Origin of the sequence: Cryobacterium cheniae, assembly GCF_004403395.1 — a bacterium.
GTDB lineage: Bacteria > Actinomycetota > Actinomycetes > Actinomycetales > Microbacteriaceae > Cryobacterium > Cryobacterium cheniae.
On the sequence record NZ_SOGN01000048.1, the window covers coordinates 100,747 to 115,338 of the forward strand.

The 14,592-nt window shown below is 68.1% G+C and carries 14 protein-coding genes; 11 read left to right on the plus strand and 3 right to left on the minus strand.

All coding sequences use genetic code 11. The features are described 5' to 3' along the window. The first annotated feature begins 92 nt into the window (after window positions 1–92). Window positions 93–1,127, plus strand: coding sequence for an NYN domain-containing protein (locus tag E3T23_RS11955; RefSeq protein WP_134370632.1), 1,035 nt, complete (start codon window positions 93–95; stop codon window positions 1,125–1,127). A gap of 106 nt (window positions 1,128–1,233) precedes the next feature. On the opposite strand, the gene E3T23_RS11960 is transcribed toward E3T23_RS11955, so the two are convergent. Next, window positions 1,234–1,467 carry a heavy-metal-associated domain-containing protein gene (locus E3T23_RS11960; RefSeq protein WP_134370634.1) on the minus strand — a complete coding sequence of 78 codons (234 nt, stop codon included), beginning with the start codon at window positions 1,465–1,467 and terminating at the stop codon, window positions 1,234–1,236. 88 nt (window positions 1,468–1,555) lie between these two features. Between E3T23_RS11960 and E3T23_RS11965 the strand changes: the two genes are divergently transcribed. From E3T23_RS11965 to E3T23_RS12015, 10 genes are all read left to right on the plus strand, one after another. Further along, a complete protein-coding gene (locus E3T23_RS11965; RefSeq protein ID WP_134370636.1) occupies window positions 1,556–3,619 on the plus strand; it encodes a heavy metal translocating P-type ATPase in 2,064 nt (687 codons plus the stop codon). A gap of 9 nt (window positions 3,620–3,628) precedes the next feature. After that, window positions 3,629–5,041: a pyridoxal phosphate-dependent decarboxylase family protein gene (locus E3T23_RS11970; RefSeq protein WP_134370637.1), complete on the plus strand. Its 1,413-nt coding sequence runs from the start codon at window positions 3,629–3,631 to the stop codon at window positions 5,039–5,041. 195 nt (window positions 5,042–5,236) lie between these two features. Further along, entirely contained in the window at window positions 5,237–6,667 is a 1,431-nt protein-coding gene (gene hemG, locus E3T23_RS11975; protein WP_166806280.1) for a protoporphyrinogen oxidase, read from the plus strand. Next, entirely contained in the window at window positions 6,664–7,860 is a 1,197-nt protein-coding gene (locus E3T23_RS11980; protein WP_134370641.1) for a TIGR04053 family radical SAM/SPASM domain-containing protein, read from the plus strand. The genes hemG and E3T23_RS11980 overlap by 4 nt, the downstream gene beginning before the upstream one ends. Further along, window positions 7,847–9,025, plus strand: coding sequence for a ferrochelatase (locus E3T23_RS11985; protein WP_134370642.1), 1,179 nt, complete (start codon window positions 7,847–7,849; stop codon window positions 9,023–9,025). The genes E3T23_RS11980 and E3T23_RS11985 overlap by 14 nt, the downstream gene beginning before the upstream one ends. Before the next feature lie 13 nt (window positions 9,026–9,038). Continuing rightward, window positions 9,039–9,686 carry a hypothetical protein gene (locus tag E3T23_RS11990; protein WP_134370644.1) on the plus strand — a complete coding sequence of 216 codons (648 nt, stop codon included), beginning with the start codon at window positions 9,039–9,041 and terminating at the stop codon, window positions 9,684–9,686. Window positions 9,687–9,760: 74 nt separating this feature from the next. Continuing rightward, complete coding sequence (locus E3T23_RS11995; protein ID WP_134370646.1) at window positions 9,761–10,213, plus strand: DUF2269 family protein; 453 nt, start codon at window positions 9,761–9,763, stop codon at window positions 10,211–10,213. Window positions 10,214–10,888: 675 nt separating this feature from the next. After that, a complete protein-coding gene (locus E3T23_RS12005) occupies window positions 10,889–11,659 on the plus strand; it encodes a hypothetical protein (protein WP_134370649.1) in 771 nt (256 codons plus the stop codon). Between the two features lie 287 nt (window positions 11,660–11,946). After that, window positions 11,947–12,417 carry a class F sortase gene (locus E3T23_RS15460; protein WP_198416215.1) on the plus strand — a complete coding sequence of 157 codons (471 nt, stop codon included), beginning with the start codon at window positions 11,947–11,949 and terminating at the stop codon, window positions 12,415–12,417. A 208-nt stretch (window positions 12,418–12,625) separates the two neighbouring features. Next, window positions 12,626–13,036, plus strand: a complete 411-nt coding sequence (locus E3T23_RS12015) for a hypothetical protein (RefSeq protein ID WP_134370653.1) — start codon at window positions 12,626–12,628, stop codon at window positions 13,034–13,036. A 238-nt stretch (window positions 13,037–13,274) separates the two neighbouring features. On the opposite strand, the gene E3T23_RS12020 is transcribed toward E3T23_RS12015, so the two are convergent. Both E3T23_RS12020 and E3T23_RS15505 read right to left on the minus strand, forming a co-directional pair. Next, the gene (locus tag E3T23_RS12020) at window positions 13,275–14,249 is read right to left on the minus strand and encodes a sigma-70 family RNA polymerase sigma factor (protein ID WP_134370654.1); all 975 of its coding nucleotides are present in this window, start codon (window positions 14,247–14,249) and stop codon (window positions 13,275–13,277) included. Beyond that, a partial coding sequence (locus E3T23_RS15505; RefSeq protein WP_206750242.1) for a hypothetical protein occupies window positions 14,246–14,592 on the minus strand: 347 nt, incomplete at its 5' end. The genes E3T23_RS12020 and E3T23_RS15505, both read right to left, overlap by 4 nt.

Sequence of the window (14,592 nt, forward strand, 5' to 3'; positions counted from 1 at the left end):
CGGTCGGCGAGTTGCCGTCGTCGCATCGCGCGCAGCAGACTTGAGTTCAGGGTTGCGACCGATTCGTCTGCCCGGTAGCGAAGGAACCCACCATGACTGAACCGAACGACGCACGCGTCGGCCTCTACATCGACTTCGACAACATCGTCATCTCGCGCTATCAGCAACTGCACGGTCGCAATGCCTTCCAGCGCGATGGCATCCGCAACTTCGACCGGGCCAGCGCGGACGCCGACCCCGTCGTCGCGGCGAGGCTGAACGCCGCCACCGTCGATTTCAACGCCATCATCGATTTCGCCGCGTCATTCGGCACGTTGGTCGTCAACCGTGCCTACGCCGACTGGTCGGTGCCCGTCAATGCGAGCTACCAGCGCCAGCTCATGTCTCGCGCCGTCGACCTCACCCAGCTGTTCACCACGACCACGAGAGGCACGAAGAACGGAGCGGACATCCGTCTCGCCGTCGACGTGGTCGAAGACCTCTTCCGGCTGCCCGACCTCACCCACGTCATCATCATCGCCGGCGACTCCGACTACATCGCCCTGGCCCAGAAGTCGAAACGGCTCGGTCGCTTCGTCGTCGGGATCGGAGTCGCCGGGTCGACCAGCACCTCCCTCGCGGCCGCCTGCGACGAATTCGAGGACTACGACTCCCTCCCCGGAATTGCCAAGGTCACCCCCAGCACTCCTGCGGCCGCGGAGACTGCGGAGAAGGCCAAGTCGAGCAGGAAGGCCACCGGATCCGCTGTCGCGGTCGCGGTTGCGGAGCTCGAGACGCCCCCCATCACGGCCCGCAATTTGACGATGGTTCCGATGTTCTCGCACACCGTGGAGTCGTCATTCGATGAACCGGAACCGGTCGAGGACATCGACCCGCAGACAATCGCGACGGAACTCCTCGTGCGCGCCCTGAAGATCGCTCACGCCAAGGGCGACGACGACGAGTGGCTGAACACCGGATCGGTGAAGAACCAGATGCGCCGGATGGACCCCTCGTTCAATGAGAAGCCGCTCGGCTTCCGTTCCTTCACCGATTTTCTCTCCTCCCGCGGCGACGTCGCCGAACTACAGGAGGATGGCCCCCATCGGCTCATCCGGTTGCGCCCGGAGGCGAACGCCGCCCTCTGACTCGCGGTCAGGCGCCGATCAGGACCAACGCGTTGTCGACGACGAAGGCCGGCCGGAAGAAGAAGCCCCACGGCCCGTCCCGCCGTCGGTGAAGCCCAGCGGCGGCTCAGACCAGCTGGTAGCCGGCCGCGGTGACGGCCGATCCGACGGTGGCCCGGTCCAGGGCGGCGGCGCTGGTGACTCGCACGGTGGAGGCACCGCCGCTGGTCAGATCTACCGTGACGGCCTCCACCGAGTCGAGTCCGCCGAGTGCGGTGACGACGCTGCCGACACAGTGCTGGCAGGTCATGCCGGTGACGAGGAACTCCTCGGTGAGGCTGGACGGGGTCGGGGTCGTCATGGGGATTCCTAACGTTTTGGTGCTGCGCGGTCGTGCGGTGCTGCTCTGACCCTTGCTAGCATACCCCTGGGGGGTATACCGTGTCCGCATGGACCACGCACACGGCGCGATGGATCAATCCGGTCACGCGGGCCACGGCGACCACGTGGCCCGGTTCCGGCGACTGTTCTGGGTGATGCTGGCCCTCACGGTGCCGGTCGTCGCTTTCAGCCCCCTGTTCGCCATGCTCCTCGGCTATGACCTGCCTGATCTGCCCGGAATCCAGTGGATCTCACCCGTGCTGGGCACGGTCATGTACGTCTGGGGTGGGCAGCCCTTCCTCAGCGGGGCGGCCAGGGAGCTCCGGGTGCGGAAGCCGGGCATGATGCTCCTGATCGGGCTCGCGATCACGGTCGCGTTCGTGTCCTCGTGGGGGGCGAGCCTGGGCATCCTGGCCCCCGAACTCGACTTCTGGTGGGAGCTGGCGCTGCTGATCACGATCATGCTGCTGGGCCACTGGATCGAGATGCGGTCGCTCGCCCAGACCTCGACGGCGCTCGAGTCGCTGGCCGCGCTGCTGCCCGATGAGGCGGAGCGGGTCGAGGGCGGCGAGGTGCGGGTGGTGGCCCCGACCGAGCTGCGGGTGGGCGACCTCGTCATCGTGCGCCCCGGCGGCCGGGTGCCGGCCGACGGGCAGGTCGCCGAGGGCACCGCCGAGGTCGACGAGTCGATGATCACGGGCGAGTCGCGGTCGGTGCGCCGGGGGCCGGGCGACCAGGTCGTGGCGGGCACCGTGGCCACGGACACGGCGCTGCGGGTGCGGGTCACCGCGGTCGGTGACGACACGGCCCTGGCCGGCATCCAGCGGCTCGTGGCGGAGGCACAGGCGTCGTCCTCCCACGCGCAGCGCCTCGCCGACCGGGCCGCCGGCTGGCTGTTCTGGTTCGCGCTCGGCACCGCGGTGCTCACCGCGGTCGTCTGGTCGGTGCTGCTCGGCGTGCCGGAGATCGCCGTCGTGCGCACCATGACCGTGCTCGTGATCGCCTGCCCGCACGCGCTCGGACTCGCGATCCCGCTGGTGGTCTCGATCGCCACCGAGCGGGCCGCGAAGGGGGGTGTGCTGGTGAAGGACCGGCTGGCTCTGGAGAGCATGCGCACGGTCGACGCGGTGCTGTTCGACAAGACCGGCACCCTGACCATGGGCGCGCCCACCGTCACGCACCTCGCGGCGACGGATGCGGCGGGCGAGCCGGTCGCGGATGCGGCGGAGGCGGAAGGCGAGCTGCTGGCCCTGTCGGCGGCCGTGGAAGCCGACAGCGAGCATCCGCTGGCCAGGGCCATCGTGGCGGCGGCGCGCGAACGCCGGGTGAGCGTGCCGCGGGCGACGGGGTTCCAGGCGTCCGCGGCCGTGGGCGTCACGGGCGCGGTCGACGGGCGGCGGGTGAGCGTCGGCGGCCCCGGACTGCTCCGGGAACACGGTGCGCGGCCACTGCCGGTGACCGAGTCGTGGGCCGCCGAGGGCGCCATTGTGCTGCACGTGCTGAGCGGAGACACGGTGATCGGCGCGATCGGCCTGGCCGACGCCGTGCGACCGGAATCCCGGCAGGCCGTCGACGCGTTGCACGCACGGGGTATCCAGGTGGTCATGATCACCGGCGACGCCGAGCCGGTGGCCCGGTCGGTCGCCGGTGAACTCGGCATCGACCGCGTGTTCGCCGGCGTGCGCCCGGAGCACAAGGCCGCGAAGGTGGCCGAGCTGCAGGCCGAGGGCCGGAAGGTCGCCATGGTCGGCGACGGCGTCAATGACGCGCCCGCGCTGGCCCAGGCCGACGTCGGCATCGCCATCGGGGCCGGCACGGATGTCGCGATCGCCTCCGCGGGGGTCATCCTCGCCAGCGACGACCCGCGCTCAGTGCTCTCGGTGATCGAGCTGTCCCGAGCGAGCTATCGCAAAATGACCCAGAACCTGTGGTGGGCCGCGGGCTACAACCTCCTGGCCGTGCCGCTCGCTGCGGGCGTGCTGGCCCCGATCGGCTTCGTGCTGCCGATGGAGGTCGGGGCGCTGCTCATGTCGGCGTCGACGGTGGTCGTCGCGCTGAACGCGCAGCTGCTGCGGCGGCTCGACCTGCGCCCGGAAAGCAGCGCTCTTTCGGTGGTCTCCGGGCGGGCATAAAATCTCAGCATGTCTGCTGACCCTGAGGACTATCGCCCGGCGCTGGAGCGAGCCAGGGTCCATGCCCTGGACTGGCTCTCCTCCCTGCCCACCCGCCCGGTGGGGCCGCGGGCCAACGCCGACACACTCGCCACGGGCTTCGCAGCGCCCCTGCCTCTGCAGCCGACGGACCCGGCAACCGTGATCGACGAACTCGCCCGGCTGGCCGAGCCGGGCCTGATGGCCATGCCGTCCGGTCGTTTCTTCGGCTGGGTGATCGGTGGCACGCTGCCGGCGGCCCTGGCCGCCGACTGGCTGGTCAGCGCCTGGGACCAGAACGCCGGCATGCGCTTCGCCACGCCGGCGACCGCGGCCGCCGAGGAGGCTGCCGGCGGCTGGATCCTCGACCTCCTGGGCTTGCCGGCGGGCGCCGACGTGGGCTTCACCACCGGGGCCACCATGGCCAACTTCGTGGGGCTGGCCGCCGGCCGGGATCACGTTCTCGGTCAGGTGGGCTGGGATGTCGCCGAAAAGGGGCTGTCCGGGTCGCCGCGCGTTTCCGTGCTGGTGGGCGAGGAACGACACGCGGTGATCGACCTCGCCCTCCGCTACCTGGGTCTCGGTGCCCCCATCGTCGTGGCGGCCGACGACCAGGGCCGGATGCTCCCTGACGACTGTGCGGCGGTGCTCGCCGGGTGCGAGGGTCCCACGATCGTCTGCCTGCAAGCCGGCAACCTGCACTCCGGCGCCTTCGACCCGGTGGGCGAACTCACCGAACTCGCCCACCGGCACGGCGCGTGGGTTCACGTCGACGGCGCCTTCGGCCTCTGGGCGGCCGCCAGTCCGCGCTACCGTGAGCGGCTGGCGGGCCTCGATTTGGCCGATTCCTGGGCCACCGACGCGCACAAGACCCTCAACGTCCCCTACGACTGCGGCATCGCCATCGTTGCCCGGCCCGCCGAGGTGCGCTCCACCTTCGGGGTGCACACCAGCTACCTCGTCGCCGACGAGACCGGGCCCGGAGACCCGTATGAGAAGGTTCCCGAGCTGTCACGCCGGGCGCGCGGTGTACCGGTCTGGGCGGCGCTGCGCTCCCTGGGTCGGTCCGGCACGGTGGCGCTGGTGGAACGCCTGGCCGATCAGGCCCGGGCCATCGCCGACGGGCTCGCACGTATCCCGGGCGCCGAAGTGCTGAACGAGGTGGTCTTCACCCAGGTCTGCGTCAGCTTCGGCGACGACGAACGCACCCGGCGGGTGACCGAGGCGCTGCTCGCCGGGGGGACTGCCTGGATGTCGGGCTCGCGGTGGCGGAACCGGGACGTGCTGCGGGTGTCTGTGAGCAACTGGTCGACGGATGCGGCGGACGTCATCGCTTCCGTGGCCGCCGTCGAACGCGCCTGCGCCACCGTCTCGCGCGACCACCCGACGGAATATGCAGATTAGAGAATATAACCCGAATTCGGTCAGATTTACATCATGATCGGGGCCCGGTCCGGGCGGCGATTCGGTCGTTGATCGGCGGCCGCCGCCGATGTTCCGTGAAAACCTGCCGGAGCCGACGGTCGTAGGATCAAAGCAACAAGGATTGCCACAGGTTGCCGGTTGCGCCGGATTCACCGGCAACTGGAGGAATATACAGTGCTCGCACAACCACGGGTCGTCATCGTCGGCGGCGGAATCAGCGGATTGGCGACAGCACACTACCTGCATCGCCGGCTCGGCGACCGAGTGCACCTCACTCTGGTCGAGGGCGGGGCGCGGCTCGGAGGCAAGATTTCCACCGAGCAGATCGGCGGTCACCTCGTCGACGTGGGGCCTGACGCGCTGATGGTGCGCGCACCCGTGACGGCAACCCTCATCGAAGACCTCGGCCTCAGCGCCCTCGTCGTTTCCCCGGCCGGGTCCGGTGCCCGGATCTGGTCGCGCGGCAGTCTTCGCCGCCTCCCCGCCGGCACCCTCTTCGGCATCCCCGATCGCCTGCTTCCCCTGATGAAATCCCGCCTCCTGTCGCCGCTCGGCCTGGCCCGCGCTGCTTTGGACCTGGTCAAACCGGCCCCGGTCGGGCTGCCCGACGACCCCACGATCGCGGAACTCGTGCGACCGCGAATGGGTGCGCAGGTGTTCGACCGGCTCGTCGACCCGCTGCTCGGAGGTGTACACGCCGGTCGGGCGGACGAGCTCAGCGCCCGCAGCACGGCCCCCGACATCGAGGCGCTCGCCCGCGGCAATCGCAGCCTCTACCTCGGGCTGCGCGGTCGGCGTAAGAACGCCGCGGCGAAGCCCGGCGGTGCCGGCGGTGCGGCCCTCGTCACGCTCCGTGGGGGGCTGGCCCGGTTGATCGACGCGCTGGCCACCCGCGTCGAGGGCGACGATGTGCGCCTCGGCTCGGCGGTCGTCGCCGTCGCGCGCGGAACTGGCGGCTACGAGGTGACCCTGAGCGATGGCACGGTCCTCGAGGCGGACGCGGTGGTGCTCGCCATCCCCGCGTTCGGTGCGGCGGCCATGGTGCGCGCGGAGGCCCCCGACCTGGCCGCCGCGCTGGCCGGCATCCCGTACGTCGATGTCGCCACGATCTGCCTGGCCTACCCGCGCGCCGCCGTCGGCCACGACCTGGACGGAACGGGGTTCCTGGTGCCGCCGGAGGAAGGCAAACTCATCGTCGGCTGCACCTGGTCCAGCGCAAAGTGGCCGCACCTCGCCGACACCAACACCGTGCTCATCCGCTGCATGGTGGGCCGGCGCCGGGACCAGCGCTGGGTCGACCTCGACGAGGACACCCTGGTCAGCCAGGTCCACGCCGAGCTCGTGGAGGCCATGGGCCTGACCGGGCGCCCGACCGAGCATCACATCGAGCGCTGGATGCAGGGGATGCCCCAATACATCGTGGGTCATCGGGGCCGGCTGGAGGCCGCGGAGGAAGCACTGGGGCGGCTGCCGGGGCTCTACCTGACCGGTTCCGCCTACCGCGGGGTCGGGCTGGCCAGCTGTGTGGCCGATGCCGAGCGGACGGCCGACAAGCTCGTGCACCTCCTGAACAATGCGCGTCCCGCGAGCGAGGTGTCCGCATGAGCGGCCTCGGCATCCCCCTCGGGGAGACCGCGGTGCTGCCGACCCTGCCGGCCGTTCGACGGGGCAAGGGCCCGGACTACGCGCAGCGCCCGATGCTCGTGTTCTGGGAGACCACCCGGGCCTGCGCACTCGCCTGCAAGCACTGCCGGGCCAGCGCCACGATGCAGGCCCTGCCGGGCGAGCTCACGACGACTCAGGGCAAGGACCTGATCGACCAGGTAGCCGGATTCGGCCGGCCGTACCCGATTCTGGTGCTGACCGGCGGAGATTGCCTGATGCGCCCGGACCTGTTCGAACTCGTCGACTACGCCACCGGACTTGGGCTGCCGACGGCGCTGTCCCCCTCGGTGACGCCGACCCTCACACCGCAGATGATCGAACGGATCGTGGCGAGCGGGGTCAAGGCGGTATCGATCAGCCTCGATGGCGCCGTCGCCGCAACCCATGAGGGCGTGCGCGGCATCCCGGGCCACTTCAACGACACAGTGGCGGCGATCCGAGCCCTCGCTGCGGCCGGGCTGACCGTGCAGGTCAACACGACCGTCATGCGCGCCAACGTCGAAGAACTCGCGGATGTCGCGGCCCTGATCAAGAACGCCGGCGCCGCGATCTGGGAGGTGTTCTTCCTGGTTCAGGTCGGCCGCGGGATCTCGACCGAGGCCGTCACCCCGGCCGAGCACGAGGACATCTGCCACTTCCTCTTCGACGCCTCCCAGCACGGCTTCATCGTGCGCACGGTTGAAGCACCCTTCTTCCGGCGCGTCGTGGCCCGCCGCCGGGCCGGCGACCCTGCGCCGACGAGCGCAGGGTACACCTCCCTGTCCGCGCGGCTGGAAACCCTGATGGGGCCGCCCGCTGGCCTGCCGAGGGCGCAGACCGCGTCGACCCGCGATGGCAAGGGCATCGTCTTCGTGGCCTATGACGGCGAGGTCTACCCGGCCGGGTTCCTGCCGCTCGGTCTCGGTAATGTGTGCACGACCCCGCTGGCCGAGATCTACCGGGACAACCCGCTGCTCAAACAGATCAGGGCGACGGAGTTCACCGGTCGCTGCGGCAGCTGCGAGTACGCGGACCTGTGCGGTGGCTCCCGAGCCCGCGCGTTCGCATCGAGCGGTGATCCGCTGGGCGAGGACCCGGCCTGCCCGTTCCAGCCCGGCGCGGCCGCTGCTGCCCTCGTCGATGCCCGGGAGTAGCCCCGACGTGCCCCCGGCCGGCGCGGAGCCGGCCGGGTATGACGCGGTCATCCTCCTCGGCTTCGGTGGACCCGAGGGCCAGGACGATGTCCTTCCGTTCCTCCGGAACGTCACCCGTGGTCGCGGCATCCCGGAAGCCCGCCTGGAAACCGTGGCCACCCACTACCGCGCCTCCGGCGGTGTGAGCCCGGTGAATGCCCAGAACCGCGCCCTCCGCGACGCGCTCCAGGCCGAACTGGCCGCTCGCGGCACGGCCGTGCCGGTGTACTGGGGGAACCGCAACTGGGCTCCGTACCTGGGGGACGCCGTGGCCGAGGCCGTCGAAGCCGGACATACTCGGCTGCTCGCGCTCACGACGAGCGCGTACAGCTCCTACTCGAGCTGCCGGCAATACCGGGACGACCTCGCCGAGGCGCGCGGCGCCACCGGCCTCGGCGACGATGTGCGGATCGACGCGGTGCGCCCCTATTTCGACCATCCCGGCTTCGTCACTCCGTTTGTGCTGGGCGTGCGCTCTGCCCTCGCCGACTTCGCCCGGCAGGGCCTGGCCCCGTCCGACGTGCACGTGCTCTTCACGACCCACTCCATTCCGGCGGCGGATGCCGTGCGCAGCGGCCCGCGCGAGCGATCCTTCGGCACCGGCGGCGCCTATGAGGCTCAGCACCGGGCGGTCGCCGAGGTGGTGATGGCCGCGGTTGCCGCTGCGGCGGCCGATGGCGCCGCGGCCGGCGTCACACCGGCCTGGTCCCTGGCCTACCAGTCGAGGTCGGGTCCGCCCGCCATGCCCTGGCTCGAACCGGACGTCAACGATGCCATCGCGCTGCTCGGCGCGGCCGGCATCCGGGCCGTCGTGGTGGTGCCGATCGGGTTCATCTCCGACCATATGGAGGTTACCTGGGACCTCGACACCGAGGCGGCGGCCACGGCCGCGGCGCACGACCTGGGGTTTGCCCGGGTGTCGACCCCTGGCCTGCACCCGACGTTCGTTGCGGGGCTCGTCGACCTGCTGCTCGAGCGGCTCACGCCGGCCACGGCACCGGAACGCTGCGCGCTCACCGCGCTCGGCCCGTGGCCGGATACGTGCCCGGCGGGATGTTGCGAGAAAGGGCCGGCCCGGGGCATCCCGCCGATTGGTACGCTCGGCGGTAAGGCTGACCAAGGCTAGCGAAGGACCAACCGTGACCCACCCGTATCCGTTGTATGTGGCCATCCGGGCGCAGTGTTTCTGCTGCCAGTCGCTGCAGCCGTTCACGTTCACCTCGGCGACCGACCAGGTGGTCTGCGCCTCCTGCCTGCACCACCTGGGGGCGGAGAAGGCCACCCGCCGGGACGCGGAACACATCAAGCTGTGGGTCGGCCAGTACGCCGACCAGCAGGAGAATCACCGCCAGTTCGCCGAGAAGTCGGCGGTGGCGGATGCCGAACAGCGGGCGGTGATCGACGGGCTCGCCGCGCAGGTGGCGGAGCTGCGCGGCGTCGTGGCCGGCGAGTCCGACCCCGCGAAGAGCGCCGGGGTGCGCGCGCTCCTCGAGAGCGATCTGGTGCGGCGCGCGGAGCGGAAGACCGAGCTTGCGCACCGCCAGCTCGACTGGGCGATGGCGGTACTCTGGCGGATCGGGCAGCTGCACCACGCTGTGGAGGGCACGCCGCTGGCCTGCATCTGCGGGCGCACCGCGGCGGCCTGCGCGGAGAGCCGGGCGATCGATCCGCAGCGACAGGCCCTGCTCGACTGGGAGCGGAAGAACCTCGTGCTGCTGCGCACCGGCTCCCGGAACGCCCTGCCCGACGACCACCCCGAGGTTCGGGCGTCGAAACGACAGCTTTGAGGGGTGCGGTCCACCGCCAACCCCTCAAACGTGTCGGTTCACCCGAGGGCGCTGCCCGGGCCTACGCTGAAGAAATGGAACCCCTGCTCAGCACCCTGCACGTTGTCTCCGGCGTCTTCATAGTCGGGCCCATGGCCATCCTGCCCATGTCAGCCATGCGCTCCATCCGCGCGGGGGAAGCCGGCCAGGTTGCCGCCCTGGCGAAGTCGACGAACATCTTCACGCTTCTGTCGCTGCTGGTCGTGCTTTTCGGCTTCGGCGCACTGGACTTCAGGGACAACGCTCCCTTCGCCTCCACTTGGGTCTGGCTGTCGATCGTGCTGTACGCGGCGGCCCTCGCGGTCAGCCTGTTCCTGGTGATTCCGGCCATGAAGTCGACCTCGGAGCTCCTCGCGGAGCAATCCGCCAGCGGCAGCCGGGTCGCCGGCGCCAAGGTCGCCGGCTACTCACGCGTTGCCATGGGCTCGGGCATCGCCTCGCTGCTCCTGGTGGCCGTGGTCGTCCTGATGGTCCTGAAGCCGGCCTAGCCGGGCCCGGCTAGGGCGTTTCTCCTAACGTCTTGAGCCAAATAGTGATGGCTTGGAGGGTGACTTCGCACCGGTAGTTGACGGCGAGCTTGACGTACCGGGTTGCGCTGCCGCGACATTGTTTGAAGACCTGGAAGCATCGCTCGATCACGTTGCGACGTTTGTATGCCTCCTTGTCGAACCCCGGCGGCCGACCGCCGTTTGCCCCCGCCGTTTGCAAAGCTGTCGGCGGCATCTGAACCGAACATCGTTCACGACATCAATGCCAAGCTCGATTCCCTACTCGTCTACCAGGAGCACGAGGTCGACGCTTTGGGCCAAGAAGTAGAAGCCCCTCCGGCCATTCCAAGCTCCAGTGCTTTCCGTTTCCCGCAAAGGATGTCTCGAAACTGGCAGTGAGCATCGACGATCGACAACCGCATTACGAGACGTTGCTGTACGAATCGCCGCACCTCAAGATTCCGGGGTTCGCTAGAGGTGATGAGATCACGTCACCTCCGATTGGCTCTTGACAAAAAGGCCGTTCACGCAGAGGCTCTGGTGGTAAGACGTCGTATCTGTTTGCTGGCCCCTAATTGCGCGGGTTGCGTTGAGCAAACGTCATCGATTCCTTGTACTTATGCGTGTTTTTTTTCCGATCATGTTATGAAAACAACCTCCTAGTAAGGAATTCTGATGAAAAAGAAAACAGTACTTCTGTGTGTGCCCGCCTTTGCTTTGGGTGTCGCCGTCTTGACGGGTGGCCCTGCCCTTGCAGCCACTGGTGACGCGACCTACCAGGGAACGCTTGATTCGATCAACGGCAGCAACGGCAGTGGCACCTTCTCCATTGAGGTTTCCGGTGATCAGGCCACCGTCACCCAGACCGTCACGGGTTTGGCCGAGACCTTCGACGGTAAGCCGTACCCGCACGTCCAGCACATCCACATCGGTGCGAAGGGAGAATGTCCCACCACGGCAGCTGACACCAATGGAGATGGTGTGATCAGCACGACCGAAGGTCAGCCGTCCTACGGAGCGATTGGCACAACGTTGTCCACGAGTGGCGACACGAGTCCGGCGGCCGGAACTGATCTGACCCTTGCCGGGATGGGTGCAAACTACGACTACAGCCGAACCTTCACTCTGGATGCCGCCACCGCGGCCTCGCTAGAGGCAGGCACGGCGGTTGTGGTGGTCCACGGGCTGGACCCGGCCACTTTGACGAAAGCAGCACAGGACGCAAAGAGTGACTTGGTTCCGAGTCTGCCCCTGGCAGCAACGTCGCCGGCTCTGTGCGGCGCCCTGAGCGCGTCGCAGGCGAACATGCCTGACGGTGGCGTGGAAACCGGCGGTGGCAGCACGTCAAGCGGTGCTGACATGGGCCTTCTCGCCCTCGGTGCCGGGGCCCTGGCCGCGGCAGGCGGCGCGGTGATGATTCGTCGACGTCTCACCGCACGAGGCTGAGATCGGATTGATCTCCGGTGATTATCCCGGCTGAAAAGCGTCGCCGCGGTAGCCGTCTGGCTACCGCGGCGGCGGTTCTGCTCTTCACCGTCGGCTGTACGGCGACCGGTTTCGCCCTGTGGGGCAACCCTCCTCCTCCACGACCGCCAGCCTCGGCTGCCGTGTCAGCCCCATCGCAGGAGTCCGTCTCCGCTACCCCCTCACCGGAGTCCGTCTCCGCCACCCCCTCACCGGAGCCCATCTCAGTTCCGCCGACTCCGCCGGTTGACCAGGTTGTCGGCCCGACCTTGACCGCCTCCGAGCCCACCCAGATCAACGTCCCCGCGATTGAAGTGGACTCTGTCCTGATGCAATTGGGACAGAATCCTGACGGTACGGTGCAGACGCCGTCGTTGGACGAGGCCTCTCCGGCCGGCTGGTACACCGGTTCGCCCACCCCCGGCGCGATCGGACCTTCCGTCATCTTGGGTCACGTCGACTCCAGGGTGGAGGGGCGCGCGGTGTTTTACCGACTTGGCGAGATGCGTCCCGGCGACGAGATTTTGGTTACCCGAGCCGATGCGACCGTGGCGGTATTCGTGGTCGACGGAGTGGAGGAATACCCGAAAGATGACTTTCCGCAGTTCGCCGTCTACGGCAACACCGATCATGCGGGACTACGGCTGATCACCTGCGGAGGAGAGTTCAACGAAACCACTCGTACGTACCCAGACAACGTTGTCGTCTACGCCAGCTTGGTGTCCAGCCATGCGGCGTAGTAGGACTGAGAGGCGCACCAACAGGCGCGTCTGGCTGCTTCCGATCGCGGTGGCTTCCACAGTTTTACTTGCGGGGTGCGCGACCACCTCCTCCGGCGCCGTGAACACAATGGCCCCCGGAATGTCCATGCCAGGCACGTCGGCCTCCCCGATTCCGCAGTCGAGCTCGGCAGGTAGCGCGGAGGCAGGACCGTCCGCAGCATCACAGATGATTTGTGGCACCGAAACACGCGACAACATCACACGTGCGCTGGCTCTCGCCGCCCCGCCACACTCCGTCGACAGCTGGATCGATCGCCGATACACCTGCAAATACCATCTGACTGATGGAGAATTCGTGATCTCGGTCCAGGAATCCTCGGACGCAGCGTCTGCCCGCAGCTTCTTCGACACGGTGCAAGGAAGCGTTGCCCCCGTCCAACCTATTGAGGGACTCGCGAATCTCGGATTGTCTGCTTACGAAACCACAGACGGCGTGGTCGTCTTCCTCAAGGACAACATGACATTACAAGTTGACGCCAGAAAGTTGACGGATAAGGTCGGGCCGCATGGCGTCACCCGGACTGCGTTTTCGTACCAGGTAGCTACTGCCATCCTGGCATGCTGGACCGCACATTAGTTCGGCCGCGTCACATTGGCCAAGCTGCGGCATGACGTGCTGATGTCGAGGCGGTTCAATGACCCGGCCAAGTTCAGCGAGTTCGCTCAGCTCGCTATTGTGGCTGCCTCGGGGCATGCCTGATTGCGTGTGGCAATCTGCCCGGTGCCGACAAACACGCACATGAAAGTGCGGGGCTCCCCACCGGGACCGGGACCGGGACCGGGACCCGACCTCGGGCCTGCGCTTCCTCGCCGGGTTAGTCGTAGAGGTATTGTTCGAGTCGTGGTACCCGCAGGAGCGCGAGGGCGCGTTTTTCAATTTGTCTGACGCGTTCCCGGGTGACGCCTTGGAGGGCGGCGACCTGTTCGAGGGTGTGCGGCTCGCCGCCGTCGAGTCCGAACCGGGCAGTTAGGATGGCCTGTTCCCGGGGCGGAAGCTGACGGAGCTGAAAGGTGATATCGGCCCGGCGCAGGGTGAGGGTCGCGTATTCCTCGGGCTCGGGCAGGTCGCCGTCTTGGATGAGTTCGGAGATGTCACCCACACCATCACCGATCGGCATGTCCAGGGAAATGGGTTCGCGGTCATAGTCGAGCAACCGGGACACTTCCTTGGGCGGGAGCTGGGTGGCAGCCACGAGATCCGTGATGGTGGGTTCCCGCCCGAGGGAAGTCGCAAGGTCGCGGCGGATGCGCTTGATCTTATTGAGCTCCTCGGCGGTATGGACGGGGATGCGGATCATGCGGGACTTGTCAGCTACGCCGCGGTGGATGGCTTGGCGGATCGACCAGGTCGCGTAGGTGGAAAACTTGTAGCCGGTTGTGAAGTCGAACTTTTCAACCGCGTGGACGAGGCCGATGTTGCCGTCCTGGACGAGGTCCATGATGAGTGTTCCTCGGCCGGAGTAGCGTTTGGCGATGCTGACGACGAGGCGCAGGTTGGCCTCGATGAAATCGTTTTTCGCCCGTGCACCATCGTGGCCGAGCCACGCGAGTTCCCGGGACAGCTCGGGGTCATCAACCCCGTGGGCGAGTTTCCCAGTGGCGAATAGGCCGACCTCGATGCGCCGGGCGACGGTGACCTCGTCCGCCGCGCTCAGGAGGGGACCGTGGCCGATGCGACGCAGGTAGTCGCTGAAGGCATCCGCGGAGTCGCGTCGGTTGCGTGCGTTGACCGGGGTGCGCACAGGCGAGATCGGGGAGAAGGTCGTCGGTGCCTGGGATTCAGCGCTCATTTTGTTGCCGCCCCGGCTGCGATGCTTTCGGCCGCCTGGGCCAGCGTGGACGCCACACGGCTCTCCAACGGCCGGAGGAGATTCGTCGCCTCGAAAGTGTCCCCGACGCGTTGAATGTAACCGAGAAGCACCGAGCCCGAGTCCACTCCGATTCGGGGGCCCCTGACCTGCCAGGTGGCCGCGGAAACGGCGAATGTGCCAACGCTGATGTGCTGAAGTGATGCAAGGAGGGTGGAGAGCTCCCGTGCACTGCCGCGCGTGGCAGAGTGTGGCAACGTCGGCGGGTGATCGAAACCATTCATCGGGTCTCGCACGGGAGTGAGCGCGGTCATGCGCTCACCAG